Source organism: Microcoleus sp. CZ3-B2, from assembly GCF_036705055.1.
Classification (GTDB): domain Bacteria; phylum Cyanobacteriota; class Cyanobacteriia; order Cyanobacteriales; family Microcoleaceae; genus Microcoleus.
Map to the genome: position 1 here is coordinate 94,136 of NZ_JAUBTN010000009.1, position 17,490 is coordinate 111,625.

The 17,490-nt window shown below is 46.5% G+C and carries 6 protein-coding genes; 4 read left to right on the forward strand and 2 right to left on the reverse strand.

Annotated features, from left to right (window positions below):
* Positions 1 to 108: 108 nt before the first annotated feature.
* Positions 109 to 1,878, reverse strand: coding sequence for a DMT family transporter (locus tag QUA97_RS06090; RefSeq protein ID WP_333193905.1), 1,770 nt, complete (start codon positions 1,876 to 1,878; stop codon positions 109 to 111).
* A 771-nt stretch (positions 1,879 to 2,649) separates the two neighbouring features.
* On the opposite strand from QUA97_RS06090, the gene QUA97_RS06095 reads away from it, so the two are divergent.
* Both QUA97_RS06095 and QUA97_RS06100 read left to right on the forward strand, forming a co-directional pair.
* Positions 2,650 to 5,985, forward strand: coding sequence for a non-ribosomal peptide synthetase (locus QUA97_RS06095; protein WP_333193907.1), 3,336 nt, complete (start codon positions 2,650 to 2,652; stop codon positions 5,983 to 5,985).
* A gap of 545 nt (positions 5,986 to 6,530) precedes the next feature.
* Complete coding sequence (locus QUA97_RS06100) at positions 6,531 to 7,967, forward strand: PepSY-associated TM helix domain-containing protein (RefSeq protein WP_333193909.1); 1,437 nt, start codon at positions 6,531 to 6,533, stop codon at positions 7,965 to 7,967.
* A 180-nt stretch (positions 7,968 to 8,147) separates the two neighbouring features.
* Here QUA97_RS06100 and QUA97_RS06105 read toward each other — a convergent pair whose 3' ends face one another.
* A complete protein-coding gene (locus tag QUA97_RS06105; protein WP_333193912.1) occupies positions 8,148 to 8,423 on the reverse strand; it encodes a hypothetical protein in 276 nt (91 codons plus the stop codon).
* A 154-nt stretch (positions 8,424 to 8,577) separates the two neighbouring features.
* Here QUA97_RS06105 and QUA97_RS06110 point away from each other — a divergent pair, with 154 nt between their 5' ends.
* Both QUA97_RS06110 and QUA97_RS06115 read left to right on the forward strand, forming a co-directional pair.
* On the forward strand, positions 8,578 to 13,386 hold the full coding sequence (locus tag QUA97_RS06110) for an amino acid adenylation domain-containing protein (RefSeq protein ID WP_333193914.1): 4,809 nt from the start codon (positions 8,578 to 8,580) through the stop codon (positions 13,384 to 13,386).
* A 37-nt stretch (positions 13,387 to 13,423) separates the two neighbouring features.
* Positions 13,424 to 17,473 carry a non-ribosomal peptide synthetase gene (locus QUA97_RS06115; RefSeq protein WP_333193916.1) on the forward strand — a complete coding sequence of 1,350 codons (4,050 nt, stop codon included), beginning with the start codon at positions 13,424 to 13,426 and terminating at the stop codon, positions 17,471 to 17,473.
* Positions 17,474 to 17,490 lie beyond the last annotated feature (17 nt).

Genomic DNA, 17,490 nt, shown 5'->3' on the forward strand with positions numbered 1-17,490 from the left:
TGTTGGCTTCTATTTTAAACACCCTAAAACAAGTTCGATGGTTCGGATTTTAGTCCTTAAAATCCTAGGACTAAAGTCCGAACTACAAACACCAGTTTCTACCTTAGCTTAATTAGCTTTCTTCTGAGGAGCCATCATGCGTTCTACACTCATAGCAGCCACGCTCAATGTCACTACAGCCATGCCAATAATTGCCAAAGGCTGCAACTTCTCATTGATAATGACAAACCCGAAGAGTGCGGTCATCGCCGGCCCCAAAGTACCAATTACGGAGGCTAAGGCCGCCCCGGCAAACCGGATAGCAAAATTGTTCAAAAGATAGCTAAACAGCGTCAGCACCCCTAAAATAACGCCTCCAAAAATCAAACCGGGCCATACATTTGGGTCGATTTTAGGAGCTAAATTTTCCGAGAGCGGCACCCACAAACTCAGGGCGGAAAATACAAAAATCGTGGCGAAATTAACTAAACTAAAAGGAATCGGGTGCAGCTTGCCCGCGGCCATTTGCGTCAGCAATACGTAACCTGCAAAGGTAATGCCAGCACCGAGTGCCGCGGCGACTCCCACCCCGACATTGCCGCCGCCGGGAGCTGGCGCTGCAAAACTCGGCCAGCCGGCTAAAATCAAACCTGCGGTAATTCCGCAGATTGCCAAAAAGCCGATCGTGCTTGGGCGAGCGCCAAACAAGATCCAAGAACCGAGTACGGTGACGATCGGGTAAATAAAGAAAATCGTAATCGCAATTCCCGCCGGAATATTGCCGATCGCCAAATAAATCAAAACCTGAGACAAAAACAGAAAAAATGCGCTTCCTAAAACCTTGCTCCACAAAGCGCGATCGCCAGACTGGAACAACCGCCTAATATCTTTCCACACAGAAGGATACAGAAAAGTTGCCAATATTGGCATCAAAGCCATCACCACGATCAGCCGCATCAACAAAATCAACAAAGAATTGCCAAAACCAGGAGTTACAACTCCCGGAACTTCAAACAAGCCAAAAATCATCCGAGGATTTCTGCTTTTAATCAAAATTCTCAAACAAACATTAAACAGCGACAATACCACCGCCGAAGACAAAGCCAGCATCAAACCTGCTTGCACTTGAGAACCGGCTTTAGCAATTGCTGCAGAACCTGAAGAAGGCTGCGACACAGAGTCCCGCGGCGCATCCACAGGTGCTGGCGCTATAGCTGGGGGGCGGACAGAATTAGCTGATACTTCGGGATAGGAATCTCTAGCATCGAAAGGATTGTCAAGATATTCTTCTTCTTCTTGTTCGAGTTCTTCCCTGATGCGGTTTACAAGATTTTGTAACAGCTCTTCCCCTTGCCGCTCTAGGGTTTGCATATTATTGAGCCGCATGGAAAGCTCGCTTTCGTAGCTGCTCAAATCTTGTTCGAGCATCTGGAAACTGCGATCGATCCTTTGATCCAGCGCCGCCAGCAACTCCGAGGCCCGTTCGTCGTAGTTGCTCGGCGGCATCGGTATCGGGAATTCGCCGCTGGGAATAGGGCTGCTGAGAGAATGTCCCGAGTTAGCACTGAGTTCGCTGAACCGCTGCACCAACAAATCCTGCAAATTGTGAGCCAAAACTTGAGCCAACTGCTTCAGCCACAATTGCTGCTGCTGAATGTATCGCCCAGACAGAGATTCCATTTGCTGGGACTGCAATTTGCGATATTGCTCTCTGAGATCTTCAATATCGTCAATCAGGTGATTTTTTTCACTTTCGAGCCGAGTAATGTCCTGATTTAACTGGCCTTTGACATTTTGGTGCAAAGCGTCCAGTTCCTGAATCACTGAGTGGAGGACTTCCTCTGCTGATTGTGCATCCCCTGGGTCGTCTTTTGACGAGTATACGTTCCGCTGCGCCATTAGCCTATAACCTCTAATTTAAACTGCACGTTCAGTGTTCTTAAGTATTTTTGCAAAGTAGAGCCCAACTTCCAGTCATTTTCTGTAAAAGATCCCTGACACTGTTTAATCAATATTAGTCGCTTGGGTTGAAGATGTGAGAAAATTGCGATCGCCCCAAAAACACTTTGTGCAATTAGAAATCATACTACAGCTTGACCTGTACACCGATTGCTCTAGGTCATTCTCACATCTGACACCAGTTTGCCAAAAGAATGCCGCTGCTGTTGTGCCCCAAACCCCGATTCAGTCACTTCTCTATTTTTTGACCGCAATCGGCAGCGACAGTTTTTGACACCCAACAGTAGAATGAGGGTTCCAGCGCAATCTGCCTGCATTCGACAACGCTACTGCTGAGTTCCCAACCCAAGTTCTCTTTAAGCATTCGCACAAAACTCCGAGAAACCCGGTTTCTGGGTTAATTTCTCCTCACTAATATCAAATCCGGTAGCATCGGAATTATAAAATCGAGTCAGATTAAATCCGCGCTTCATAGTTCTGTATTCATCTCTCTCTTGTCTTCCTCTGTGTTCTCTGCGCCCTAGCGCCGGTTAAATCACCTGACGATGCTACCGGAAACGATATAAACCCAAAACTCCGAGAAACCCGGTTTCTGAGGATGTTAAAAGTGTCATTTTTTTACTCGCCAAAGTTTTAAGAGGCGATCGCACCGTAAAAAAGCCACCCGCGCCCTCAAAAAATTAACACATCTCATCCCCAAGAGCAACAGATATGGCATCCGAAATTCATGACAATTTCTTTACAGGCGATCGACAAACTCTGAATATTTCCTCAGAAGCCGAAGTCTTTGTCTTTCCCGCATCTTTTGCCCAGCAGCGCCTGTGGTTTCTCGACCAATTTTCACCGGAAAACCCTTTTTATAATGTAGTAACAGCACTGCGATTAATCGGTTCCCTCAACTTAACAGCCTTGGAAGAAACCTTCAACGAAATAGTGCGGCGACACGAAACTTTGCGAACCACTTTTGCAGCGGTATCAGGTCAACCAATGCAGATAATTTCTCTGAACTCTCAGATAACTTTTCAAATATTAGAACTGCAACATTTGCCGCCAGAACAACGGCAAACAGAAGCCAAAAAACTCTCCGCAGCCGAATCTCTGCGCCCTTTCAATTTATCCACCGGGCCGCTGATGCGAGTCACCATCCTGCGGCTGACAGAAACCGAGCATATTCTGTTGCTCAATATGCACCACATAGCCTCCGATGATTGGTCGATCGGCGTGCTAATTCGAGAACTAGAAGCTATCTACACAGCTTTGATAAATCAACAGCCATCTCCCCTGCCAGAATTATCACTGCAATATGCCGACTTTGCCGAGTGGCAGCGAGAATGGCTGCAAGGTGAAGTATTAGAAACTCAGCTTGCTTATTGGCGGCAGCAATTGCACGGGATTTCTGTGTTAAATTTGCCGATCGATCGCCCTGCACCAGCTAGGCAAAATTATCGCGGAAAAACTCAATATTTAGAACTGCCGAAACAACTGAAGGATGCACTTGTAGCGCTCTCGCAGCGAGAAGGAGCGACTTTATTTATGACACTGCTCGCAGCATTTCAAACTTTGCTTTACCGCTACTCGCAGCAAGCAGATATTGTTGTCGGTTCGCCGATCGCCAATCGCAACCGCAGCGAAATAGAAGCATTAATCGGTTTTTTTGTCAATACTTTAGTGCTGCGAACAGACTGCTCGGGAAACCCGACGTTTCGAGATTTTTTGGGCCGGGTACGGGAAGTAACCCTGGGAGCTTACGCTCACCAAGATTTGCCCTTTGAGAAGCTCGTTGAGGAATTGCACCCGGAGCGATCGCTCAATCGCCACCCGTTATTTCAAGTGGTATTCGGTCTGCAAAATGTGCCTGTGGACGAGTTAGAATTGCCAGAATTAAAGTTGAGTTCTTTTCCTTTGGAGACTCAAACAACGCGCTTTGATTTAGAGCTGCATTTGTGGGAAGCTGCGGATAAGTTTAGGAGCAGGTACGGGGAAGAGTGGGAACATTCGTCAGGCCTCAGAGGTTTAGCTGTGTACAATACGGATTTATTTGATGAAGTTACGATCGCCCGAATGCTGAGGCATTTTAAAACGCTGCTGGAAAGCATTGTCGCCAATCCAGAACAAAGAATTGCTAACTTACCTTTATTGAGCGAGAATGAAGTGAATCAATTATTAATAGAATGGAACGAAACTCGCACGGATTATCCTCAAAATAAGTGCATTCATCAGTTATTTGAGGAGCGGGCCCTGCAGCACCCGGAGGCTGTCGCCCTAACTTTCGAGGGCCAGCATTGGACTTACAGAGAACTCAACAGCAAAGCGAACCAACTGGCGGGCTATTTACAAAAACAGGGCGTGGGTGCGGAGGTTTTAGTGGGGCTTTGCGCCGATCGCTCGATCGAGCTAATTGTCGGGATGTTGGCTGTACTGAAGGCTGGAGGCGCTTATTTACCCTTAGATCCGAGCTATCCGCGCGATCGGCTAAACTTGATGCTGGAAGATGCTCAAGTTAAAGTCTTGCTAATTCAGGATAAATTGATTGAGAATTTCCGAGACTTCTCAAACTTGGTGATTAAGTGCGATCGCGACTGGGAACACATAGCCAAAGAAAGCGCCGAAAATCCCGCCAACACCGTCACAGCAGACAACCTAGCTTACGTTATTTACACATCTGGATCTACAGGAAAACCCAAGGGAGTTGCTGTCACCCACAAAGCAGTAAATCGGCTGGTACTCAACACCAACTATATAAAAATAGAATCTACCGATAAAATTGCCCAAGCATCAAACGCTTCATTCGATGCAGCCACATTCGAGATTTGGGGAGCCTTGCTTAACGGCGCTCAACTCGTGGGAATTAGCACCAATATTACCCTTTCGCCTCACGATTTAGCCTTAGAACTGCGCCAAGAAGGCATCACAGTTTTGTTTTTAACAACAGCCTTATTTCAACAAATTGCTAGAATTTTACCGCAAGCTTTTGATTCGCTGCGCTGCTTGCTGTTTGGCGGAGAAGCCGTCGATATGAGATGGGTTAAAAAAGTTTTAAAACAAAATCCAACCACTCAATTAATTCACGTTTACGGGCCGACAGAAAATACCACATTTTCGGCTTATTATTGCGTGCAAGACGTACCAGAAACCGCAACCTCTATCCCCATCGGCCGCCCGATCGCCAACACGCAGATTTATCTCCTCGATGCGGATTTGCAGCCGGTGGCGATCGGTGTTGCAGGTCAATTATACCTCGGCGGTGACGGACTGGCGCGAGGCTACCTCAACCGCCCAGATTTAACCGCTGCTGCATTCATTCCTAACCCTTTTAGCAATAAATCTGGTTCTAGCCTTTATAAAACAGGTGATTTATGCCGCTATTGGGTTGACGGAAACATCGAGTTTTTAGGCCGCGTTGACGACCAAGTAAAAATTCGCGGCTACCGCATAGAATTGGGAGAAATTGAAGCGGCTTTGTGCCAGCATCCCCAAGTGCGCGAAGCAGTAGTAATTGTGAGAGAAGACATCCCCGACGATAAACATTTGGTAGCTTATGTTGTGACTGACGGCCTTAAGGAAAAATCAGACATTCACAATCTAAAATCAAGTGAATTGCGCCAATTTTTGACAGAAAAGTTACCGGGATATATGGTTCCTGCAACTTATGCAGTGTTGGAGTCCCTACCGCTGACGCCTAATGGCAAAGTCGATCGTCGTGCTTTGCCTAATATAGATACAGACAACGAGGATCTAACAGAAAACTATGTAGCGCCTCGGACTAATATAGAAGAAATGCTGGGAAAAATTTGGGCTAAGATTTTGGGAAAGCAGCAGGTTAGTATCTACGATAATTTCTTTGAATTAGGCGGGCATTCCCTGCTAGCAACTCAGTTAATTTCTCGCATCCGAGACGCTTTGCAAGTTGAGCTACCGGTCAGCAATTTGTTTGAGGCTCCGACTGTGGCGAGTCTGGCAAAATACATTGAAACAATGCGCTGGGCCGCGAAAGGTTTGGATGCTCCCAGAACCGACGAAAAAGAGCGAGAAGATGTGGAATTTTAAGGGCTTACATACAGCAGATTCCACGTTTATAAAGTACACCCAGATTGCTCTTCTATTGCCGTAGGGACACGGCACTGCCGTCTCCCTACCTCTGTTGTGTACCTCACTAACCTGAAAAGTGCTGTAATTGCGGGATGATTTTGATTGTTTTGTGGAATGACCGTCCAAAAGTGGGGTTCATCTCACTTTTGCAGGCAAGCTATAAATTGGAGTTTTGAGGCCCGAGGCTGCCAGGAAAGAGGAAGAAGGAAGGAGCCAGAAGAAGTGTTTTTACAAATAGGAGATGCTCCCGGATGACAACCCTCCTCAAACCCTGATGGAGTAAAGATTGAGCATCGCTTATGCTAAAAAAAGATAGGCAGCCTTAACTGAACGGTATTGCAATATACTGGTCTTTAGTTACTTTCCCTGTTGAATAAATCTTCATTAGGATTACTGACGGCTAAAAACTTCAGAAGCAGCAACTCTGTTTGACAGCCTGTCTTTTGACATTGTTGATACTTGTGTAGCATAATGGCTTTTTTTCGATATTTTAGCAAACGACAATGAGTAAATTGAACAGCGTTTTGAACCCTTCACTGGTTACTGAACCTCCCAGTAATCGTTTTTATCGCACCGTTTGGCGATGGCATTTCTATGCAGGCTTGTTTGTTATTCCTTTCATGCTGATTTTGTCAATCACAGGCATCATTTACCTGTTTAAACCGCAATTAGATGCTGCGATGTATCACCAGAATATGTTTGTGCAGCCTGCGGATGTGGTGATGCCTTATACTCAACAGGTGGCAGTTGTTCAACGAACTTATCCTGATGCCAAAGTAACAAAATTTACGCCGAGCGTTGCGTCTAATCGTAGTGCTGAAGTGACGATCGCGACTAAAGATGAAAGAACACTAGCCGTTTTCGTGAATCCTTATACGGCTAAGATTTTAGGCGATCGCGATGAAAATAATAATCTCCAAGCGATCGCACGCAAGATTCACGGCGAACTGATGATCGGAAAATTGGGAGATTATTTAGTAGAGCTTGCTTCCTGTTGGGGACTGATTTTGCTAATTACCGGATTATATTTATGGTTGCCTCGCGGCAAAGTAAATTTTTTAGGAACATTAATTCCGCGTGTGTGGAGCCAGAACAAGCGGGTATTTTGGCGGGACTTACACGCCGTTTCGGGATTTTATGGCGTATTGCTAATTGGCTTTCTCATCATTAGCGGACTACCCTGGACAGGTTTTTGGGGAGATACCTTCGCTCGTTTGTCGAGTCACTATCCTGCACAAATGTGGGATAACGTGCCTCAATCTACAACACTCACAGGCTCACTCAATCAACAGGGCAATCTAATTGTGCCTTGGGCAGTAGAGCAATTACCAATTCCCAAATCTAGTAAGCTTGGAGAGGAGCATCATTCAGGACACAACGAAATTATCAGGGGAACTCCTGCTGGTACGTCCGTAAATCTAGATTCTGTTGTAACTTTAGCCCAAGCAAAAGGCGCACCCCCTGGATTTAGTGTTAGTTTTCCAGAATCCCAAACGGGTGTGTACACGGTTTCGGCATTTCCCAATAATCCGGCGCAAGAAGTCACTCTGCACATCGATCGATACAGTGGCAAAGTGTTAGCAGATGTGCGGTGGAAGGATTACGGGCTAATACCCAAAGCCGTAGAAATGGGAATTTCCATTCACATGGGCAAATATTTTGGATTGAGCAATCAACTGCTGATGTTGTTTGCAGCGTTAATTGTGATTGTGCTTTCAGTCAGTGGTGCGGTGATGTGGTGGCAGCGTCGTCCCAAAGGGACGGGTTGGCTCGGTGCGCCTGCAATGCCCACCCATGTTCAGGGATGGAAAGTGCCACTCGCAATCGTTGCTGTTTTAGGGATTGCCTTCCCGCTTGTAGGACTTTCACTCGTCACCGTTCTGCTGTTGGATTATTTCGTGTTGGCTCGTATTCCTGCCCTCAAGCGCATTTTCAGTTAAAAGTGGGAGGGTGACAAAGAGCTCTAGGAACTAGACCGAATCAGTGCGTAGGTTGGGCCGCGAGGGAAGGAACCCTCCGTTTCACTCCGCCCAACATTTTCGCTACAATTTTCCTTAAGGAATGAGAATTAAATAACTTGCATTTTTTGTAGGTTGGGCCCGTGGAACGAACCCTCCGTTTCACTCCGCCCAACAATCAAGAGCGGCTACCCGCTGAACCCTACCCGTCCGCGTCGGCTTAGGTTCGTCAGCACCGGGGCGGCGGAACAGCGGCAAACCGATCAAGCGGCCGCCAACAGACCAAAGAAGCATCAACACTCCGCAGACTAAGTAGGAAATCCCTACAAGTTGGCCGATGTAATATTCATAGACAATGTATATACCTCCGCCAAGTACCCCAACGGACAGCAGTCCCACCAGCCATAGGAACAGGAAATTGAAGGGCATGAACGGCATAAGCTGAAACCTTGGGTAGGATTTTGGTTGCGGATTCAAACAGAATCATACTCAGGTTAGGCCACAGTCGGCAAGGGGTAAGTTAAGCTCTTAATTTGTGCGCTGGTAGAATTTATTTTATTGATTTGCCGAAGTAATGACAGGATGACTCAAAATGCCCGAACCCAAAATATCGAGTTCATCGCCAAATGCCAGAGATTCTGTCACGGTGGAGTTAGTTGAGTTTTTATCTTACCTTCGCAGTCTAGATATTAATATTTTTATTGAGGGCGAGATCCTGCGCTGCAACGCTCCTGAAGGAATTATTACACCCGAACTGCGCGCCGAAATTTCTCAGAAAAAAGCCGAAATAATTTCATTTTTAAAAGCAGCTAATCGTACTTCTAGTTTCACTCCTACACCGATTATTCCTGTGGGGCGGGACGGAAATCAACCGCTTTCCTTTGCACAGCAGCGCTTGTGGTTTCTCGACCAATTAGTCCCGAACAATCCTTTTTATAATGTTCCCGCAGCCTTGCGTTTGACAGGTTCGCTCAATTTCCCGGCGCTGCAACAAACCTTCAATGAAATTGTGCGCCGCCACGAAGCTTTACGCACGACTTTAGCAGTAGTTTCGGGCCAACCTGTTCAGAGAATAGCTGCGGCTTTCCACCTCCCGATTAATGTAGTGGACTTGCGAAATTTGCCAAAGGAATCTCGACAAAATGAAGCAAACAGGCTCACCGCCCAAGAAGCTCAACACTCTTTCAATTTGTCCAAGGACTTGTTGCTGCGAGTCACATTATTGCAGTTAGATGAGGCCGAATATTTACTAATGCTGAACATGCACCACATTGTCTCCGATGGTTGGTCTATCGGAGTGCTAATTCAGGAATTAGGCGCGCTTTACACGGCATTTGCTAGCGAAAAACCTTCGCCTTTACCGGCTTTGTCGATCCAGTATGCTGATTTTGCAAAATGGCAGCGCGAATGGCTGCAAGGGGAAGTTTTAGAAACGCAGCTTGCTTACTGGAGACAGCAGTTAAACGGCCTTTCTATGCTAAATTTGCCTGCGGATCGACCCAGGCCAGCAATTCAAAGTTACCGAGGCAAAAGGCAATTTTTGCAACTGCCAAAACAACTGAGCGAGGCTTTAGAAACGTTGAGCCAGCGCGAAGGAGTGACGCTGTTTATGACTATGCTGGCAGCTTTTAAAACGTTGCTTTACCATTACGCGCAGCAAGAAGATATTGTTGTAGGTTCGCCGATCGCCAATCGCAACCGCAGTGAAATTGAAGCATTAATCGGTTTTTTTGTCAACAGTTTGGTGCTGCGTACAGATTTGTCGGGAAATCCAACTTTTCGGGAACTTTTAAACCGAGTCAAAGAGGTAGCATTAGGAGCTTACGCTCACCAAGATTTGCCGTTTGAGAAGTTAGTAGAAGAACTGCACCCCGATCGCGCGTTGAACCAAAATCCGTTATTTCAGGTGGCGTTTGCGCTGCAAAACGCGCCGGGGAATCGGTTAGAATTGCCAGAATTAACACTCAGCCCGCAGCAGTTAGATGTGGGTACAGCGCGGTTTGATTTGGAGTTTCATTTGTGGGAGCGATCGCCCAACAGTTCGGGAAGCAACCAATCGCCCAGCAATAAGCTGTGGGTTGATAGCTCGGAGGGTATCAGCGGCATGGTTATTTACAGCGCCGATTTATTTGATGAAGCTACGATTACCCGCATGATCGGGCATTTTCAAACTCTGTTAGAAAGCATTGTGACAAATCCCGAGCAGCGCATTGCCAACTTGCAATATTTGAGCGCCCAAGAGCGCGATCGTTTGTTAGTTGAATGCAACAATACTCAGGCAGATTATCCGCAAAATTTGTGCATCCATCAGCTATTTGAAATGCAGGCGGATCGGACACCGGAGGCGGTGGCGCTGGTATTTGGAGAGGAGCAATTCACCTACCAGCAGCTAAATCTCCGCAGCAACCAACTAGCACGTTATTTGCAAAAAATGGGGGTTGGGGCGGAAGTTTTAGTAGGGCTTTGCTGCGGGCGATCGCTCGATGTGATCGTGGGGATGTTGGGTATCCTGAAAGCGGGAGGAGCTTACTTAATTTTAGATCCGAGCTATCCTGCTGAGCGATCGAGCTTTATGCTAAAAGATGCTCAATTATCTGTTGTGTTAACTCAGCAGCAATGGGTAGAGAAATTGCGCTCGCCCAATTTACAGATAGTTTGTTTAGACACTGACTGGGAGATGATTTCCCAAGAAATCGCCGACAATCCCACCAGCGCAGCCACAGCCGAAAATCTGGTTTACGCGATTTACACCTCCGGCTCCACGGGAAAGCCGAAAGGAGTTGAAATTGAGCACGGGAGCTTGTTAAATCTCGTTTTTTGGCATCAAAGAGAGTTTGGGGTGTCAGCGGGCGATCGAGCAACGCAAATTGCTGCGATCGGCTTTGATGCTTGCGGGTGGGAAATTTGGCCTTATCTCGCAGCCGGAGCTAGCATCTACTTTCCAGAAGATGACATGAGGCGAGATCCTGAAAAACTGCAAAACTGGTTAGTATCAAAAGCAATAACAATTAGCTTTTTACCAACACCTTTAGCCGAAAAACTTTTGCGATTAGATTGGCCTCAAAATACAGCGTTGCGAATCTTGCTCGCAGGCGGCGAAAAACTGCAACAACATCCTTTAAAATCCCATCCATTTAAGCTAGTAAATAATTACGGCCCAACCGAGAACACCGTCGTCACAACTTCCGGTTATATTCCTGTAACAGAGCAAACAGACATCGCCCCGACAATTGGCCGCCCCATTGCTAACACTCAAATCTACATATTAGACAAATATTTGCAGCCCGTACCAATGGGGGTTGTTGGCGAATTGTACATCGGCGGAAACGGACTCGCTCGCGGCTACCTCAACCGCCCAGATTTAACCGCACAAAGCTTTATTGTCAATCCTTTTAAACCAAATTCAGGAGAGCGAATTTACAAAACCGGCGACTTAGTGCGCTACAGAGGCGATCGCAACCTTGAATTTTTGGGACGCATTGACGAACAAGTAAAAATTCGCGGTTTTCGCATCGAATTAGGAGAAATCGAGACACTATTAACTCAAGATCCGGCCCTGCAGCAAACTGTAGTAACAACTTCGGAAGATGGACAGGGAGATAAACGTTTAGTAGCTTATATTGCCCTGAATGCAGAATATAGCGTTGCCCGCGAAAAAAACCAAATAATGCAATTGCAGGACGAACAGGTCTTGCAGTGGCAAATGCTCTACAATGAAACTTACAATCAACCTGCATTTGACTCAGATCCAACCTTTAATATTGTCGGCTGGAATAGCAGCTATACTAATCAGCCAATCCCAGCAGAACAAATGCGCGACTGGGCGAACAATCAAGCCGCCCAAATTTTAGCTTTGCAGCCCAGCCGAGTGTTAGAAATTGGCTGCGGCACGGGTTTGTTGCTGTTCCAAATTGCCTCTCGCTGCACTCAATATTGCGGAACAGACTTTTCACCTATTTCGCTCAACTATATTCAGCAGCACTTGGCAAAGCAACAGTTAGCTAATGTAACGCTGCTTCAGAAAATGGCGACAGACTTTGAAGGAGTAGAGACAGCAGCTTTTGACGCGGTGATTCTCAACTCAGTCGTGCAATATTTCCCGAATATCGACTATCTCGTGCAGGTGCTAGAAGGTGCGGTGAAAGCAACTGCTCCCGGCGGCTTTATATTCATCGGAGATGTCCGCAGCTTGCCGTTGCTGGCAGCTTTTCACGCTTCGGTACAACTGTATCAAGCCGAACCTTCTCTCGCGGGCGAACAGTTGCAGCAGCGAGTACAAATGCAAATTTTTCAAGAAACAGAGTTAGTTATTGAACCCGATTTTTTTAGCGCATTAAAGCACCGCTTTCCGCAGATTTGCGGCGTAGAGATTCAATTAATTCGCGGTAGTTATCACAATGAGTTAACTGATTTTCGGTACAATGCTATTCTGCATATTGCGTCTGAAAGCGAACTCCCAAAATCCCTTGACGAACGGGAGTTGCGGGGAGAAAAATTGCTGGATTGGTCGGCTGAAAATCATAATTTGACTGTTACCAACGTACAACAAATATTACGGGAAACTCAACTCGATCTTTTAAGAATTGCGAATGTCTCTAATGCGCGGGTAACGGCCGCAGTTAAGGCGGCAGAATTGCTGTCTGTTGTCGATAAATTTACCACAGCAGGTCAATTGCAGAAAGCCGTGGATAAACTTGATGATTTAGGAGTAGATCCTGAAGCGTGGTATGCTTTGGAAGTTCCATATAATGTTAATATTAGTTGGTCTAATTCCGACAGTCAAGGGCGCTACGATGTAGTGTTTTTGCGGGGCGAAACTAGAGATTTTGTGCGAGAAACCCGAAGCGATAACTTGCGTCCTTGGCGCTCTTATGCTAACAATCCCTTACAAGCTAAAGCAGCGCGTAAATTAGTACCACAGTTGCAGGCTTATCTAGCAGAAAAACTGCCGGAATATATGGTTCCGTCGGCTTTTGTGGTGCTGGAGTCGCTACCTGTGACGGCTAACGGAAAGGTCGATCGCCTCGCTTTGCCCGCACCGGAGCCAATTAAGTTAGAATGGGCTGGCAGTTATGTTGCGCCTCATACTTCTGTTGAGGAAGTTTTAGTGAAAATTTGGGTTGAGGTTTTGGGGATAAAGCGAGTGGGTATCCGGGACAATTTCTTTGAATTAGGAGGCCATTCGCTGCTGGCGACTCAGCTTGTTTCTAGAGTGCGAGATGCTTTCGCGGTAGAGTTGCCTTTGCGAAGCGTTTTTGAAGCGCCGACAATCGGAGAATTGTCTAAGATTGTGGAGAGTTTAAAAGAGAGCAAGGTTAATATTAAAGCTCCGGCTTTAGTGGCTATTTCTCGCGAAAGTCGGCGGATGAAGCTATCATCTTTTAATCGAGAAAGTAAATAAAAATTAAGGCGGTTGAACGGGTGCAATTTCGATAAATATGCAGCAAGAAACAGAAGTTTTCGTCTTCCCCGCATCCTTTGCTCAGCAGCGGCTTTGGTTCCTCAATCAATTAGCACCGGGCAATCCTTTCTACAATGTCTCAACAGCGCTCCGCTTAACAGGTTTTCTCAACTTAATATCCTTAGAGCAAACCTTCAACGAAATTGTGCAGAGGCACGAAACTTTACGCACTACTTTTACGCTTTTGGAAGGGGAACTCGTACAAATTATTGCTCCCATTTTAACAGTACCCCTCCCCACAATCGACTTACAAAATCTCTCGCCAACTCAGCAAGAAACCGCAGCGCTGCAACTCGCAACCGATGCAGCGCAATGCCCTTTCGATTTAGCCGCCGGGCCGTTATTTAAAGTAACGCTGCTACAACTGGGTGAAACCGAACATATATTGTTGCTGAATTTACATCATATTGTGGCTGATGGTTGGTCGATTGGAGTGCTAATTCGAGAGCTGGGAACGCTCTACACGGCATTTGTAAAAAACGGGATTTCGCACTTACCAGGACTGCCCGTGCAGTACGCCGACTTTGCAGAATGGCAGCACGAATGGTTGCAGGGCGAAGTATTAGAAACCCAGTTAGATTATTGGCGCGAGCAGTTAAACGGAATTACCACACTCAATCTACCAACAGACAGACAAAGGCCGGCGGTTCCATCCTACCGAGGTGCTAAACATTTTATAACACTATCACCTGCTTTGAGCGAGCAGCTAAAGTTATTTAGCCAGCAAGAAAGCGCGACTTTATTTATCACTCTACTAGCCGCTTTTCAAACTTTGCTGTACCGCTATACAGGACAAGTAGATATTGCAGTAGGAACGCCGATCGCCAATCGCAACCTGAGCAAAATAGAAGCATTAATCGGTTTTTTTGTCAACAGTTTAGTGCTGCGTGCAGATTTGTCGGGAAATCCAACTTTTCGGGAACTATTGCATCGGGTAAAAAACGTCGCAATGGCAGCCTACGCCCACCAAGATTTGCCCTTCGAGAAGTTGGTTGAGGAATTGCACCCCGATCGCGAATTGAGCCGCAACCCCCTATTTCAACTTAGTTTCAGCCTGCAAAACACTCCTGTAGCAGCGCTAGAATTGCCGGGAATCACTTTGGGGGCGATAGACTTTGACAGCGGAACCGCCAAGCTCGACTTAGAGTGCAACTTGTGGGAAGATGCAGGAAGTATTCAAGGGCAATTTGTCTACAGCACAGATTTATTCGATCGCGCCACAATTGCGCGCATGGCGGGACATTTCCAAAGGCTGCTCGAAGCCATTGTTGCCAATCCCAAACAGCACCTCAGCGACTTGGCTTTGCTGACAGCGCCAGAATACCAGCAATTATTAATCGATTGGAATGACACTCAGAGAGATTATCCGCAAAACCAGTGTTTCCACCAGCTATTTGAAGAGCGAGTCGAGCTCGCGCCCGATGCTATCGCCGCCGTCTTTGAAAACCAGCAGTTAACCTACCGCCAACTCAACAGCAAAGCCAACCAACTTGCACGTTACTTGCAGCAATTGGGAGCCAAACCGGAAGTTTTAATAGGCCTTTGTGTAGAACGTTCCTTAGAGGCGATCGTCGGATTGCTAGGCATTATCAAAGCAGGCGCAGCCTACCTACCTTTAGATCCAATTTATCCTCAAGAGCGCCTTAACTTCATGTTAGAAGATGCTCAGATGTCGATTTTGGTAACTCAGCAGCACTTAGCCAAAAACTTGACGCAGCCGGAAAATTACGGAGTTTTTTCAGTAGTGTGTTTGGACTCCGACAGAGAAAATATCGCCCGACAAAGCCCAGCCAAATTAACTACAAATATTATACCAGAAAACCTAGCCTACGTCATTTACACATCGGGTTCAACCGGAAAACCTAAAGGCGTTTTAATCGAACATCGCGGACTCTACAACTTAGTAAAAGCTCAAATAGAAGCTTTTCAAATAAGCTCAAATCACCGCATTTTGCAATTTGCATCCCTGAGTTTTGATGCCTCAATCTTTGAGATTGTCATGGCCTTGGGAACCGGCTCAACACTTTACTCAGCCAAGAAAGAATCTTTGTTGCCCGGACAAACATTAATCCAATTTTTGCAGGACAATGCTATTACCCACGCTACCCTCCCGCCCTCGCTGCTAGCAGTCCTTCCAAACGCCGAACTTCCCGCACTGCAAACAATCATCTGTGCGGGCGAATCCTGTTCCCCGGATATTGTAAAACGCTGGGCTTCTGGGCGCAGATTTTTTAACGCTTACGGCCCTACAGAAGCGACAGTCTGGTCGAGTTTTGCCGAAATTGGCGATAGCAAAAAAACGCCCATCGGCCGCCCAATAGCTAATACTCAACTCTATATTTTAGATAAAAATTTACAGCCTGTACCCGTTGGAATTCCAGGTGAATTGTACATCGGTGGCAGCGGATTGGCGCGAGGCTACCTGAACCGCCCCGAATTAACCGCCCAGCGATTTATTGCTAATCCGTTTAGCGAGAAAGCGGAAGAACGAATTTACAAAACAGGTGACTTAGCTCGCTATTTTCCCGACGGCAATATTGAGTTTTTAGGCCGCACTGACGAACAGGTAAAAATTCGCGGTTATCGAATAGAATTGGGAGAAATTGAAGCGCTGCTGCTTCAGCATCCCGCAGTCAAAGAAACAGCGGTGGTGGCTGAAGATGATTTGTCTGGAAACAAGCGCCTAGTTGCTTATGTCGTTCCCAATCAAAATCAGACGCTTAATCCCTTGGAAATGCGGAATTTCCTCAAACAACAACTGCCCAATTACATGATTCCCAGTGCTTTTGTGGCGATCGACTTTCTGCCCCTAACTCCCAATGGCAAAATCGATCGCAACCGCCTAATATCGCCGGAGAATCTCATTAGCAATTCAACAGGTAAAAGCTGCATTGCACCTCGCACGCCAACCGAGTCAACCCTCGCCCAAATTTGGTCAAAAATCCTTAACACAGAGCCTGTTGGCATTGGCGACAACTTCTTCGATTTGGGTGGAGATTCCCTGCTCGCAATCCGCCTCATTAATGAGATTAACCAGCAATTTGAGCGCGAGTTGTCGCTGTCTGCTATTTTTTTAAATCCGACAATTGAAGGTTTAGCAGATTCGCTAGATTCAGGAACAAATTCTGAGGAATGGTCGCCGTTAGTAGCAATTAAGCCTGGCGGTAAAAATCCGCCTTTTTTCTGCGTTCATCCCATCTTTGGCGTGGTATTTCCTTATGTCGAGTTAGCCTTTGGGCTAGGAGAAAATCAACCGTTTTACGGGCTGCAACCCAAAGGAATTGACGGCGAAAGTTCTCCGTTAACTAGCATTGAAGACATGGCGGCTGACTACATCGCAGCTTTGCGTACCGTTCAACCAAAAGGGCCTTATTTTTTAGGAGGTTGGTCTTTTGGTGGTTTGGTGGCTTTTGAGATGGCTCAACAGTTGCTCGCGGCGGGTGATGAAGTGGCTTTGCTTGCTGTGCTGGATACTTTAGCGCCGGTTTCTGCTAACAAACCTTCTTTTTGGGACGGTTGCAAGTTTATTCTGACTACTGTTTCGCGCTCTATCTGGCCTTTTGTGGTCGATTATTTTCGCTTGGTGGCTGCTGCGGAAAATGTGCAAGTTGGCGGAATTGCTGCCAGGTTTCCTAAATTAAATAAAATGCTTAATTGGGTAACTAAGTTTTGGTATGGCTGGAATTGGAAACAGGCTGTTATGGTTAGTATCTTATCTCAGGAGTCCAAACAAAAAAGCTGGCGCGAGCTGGCAATTCCTTCGATGTTTACTGTATTTCAGGCTAACAGTCAAGCAACTCTCAGCTATGTACCGAAAATTTATCCGCACCGAATTACTTTGTTTAGATCCGGGGAAAAGCTAAGCATGAGTCATCAAGATCCAACTCTTGGCTGGAGCGATTTAACGGCGGCACAAGTAGAGGTGATTCGAGTTCCTGGCAATCACCTTACTATGTTGAGAAAGCCCTGTGTTGAGGTGCTGGCCAGACAGCTAAACCTTTGCTTGAAGCAGAAATTAAGTGATTGAGCGGCCGTTGGGCGCGA

Coding starts and splice junctions, on each gene's coding strand:
- QUA97_RS06095 (WP_333193907.1), top strand. CDS start 2,650: ATGGCATCCGAAATTCATGACAATTTCTTTACAGGCGATCGACAAACT.
- QUA97_RS06115 (WP_333193916.1), top strand. CDS start 13,424: ATGCAGCAAGAAACAGAAGTTTTCGTCTTCCCCGCATCCTTTGCTCAG.
- QUA97_RS06105 (WP_333193912.1), bottom strand. CDS start 8,423: ATGCCGTTCATGCCCTTCAATTTCCTGTTCCTATGGCTGGTGGGACTG.
- QUA97_RS06100 (WP_333193909.1), top strand. CDS start 6,531: ATGAGTAAATTGAACAGCGTTTTGAACCCTTCACTGGTTACTGAACCT.
- QUA97_RS06110 (WP_333193914.1), top strand. CDS start 8,578: ATGCCCGAACCCAAAATATCGAGTTCATCGCCAAATGCCAGAGATTCT.
- QUA97_RS06090 (WP_333193905.1), bottom strand. CDS start 1,878: ATGGCGCAGCGGAACGTATACTCGTCAAAAGACGACCCAGGGGATGCA.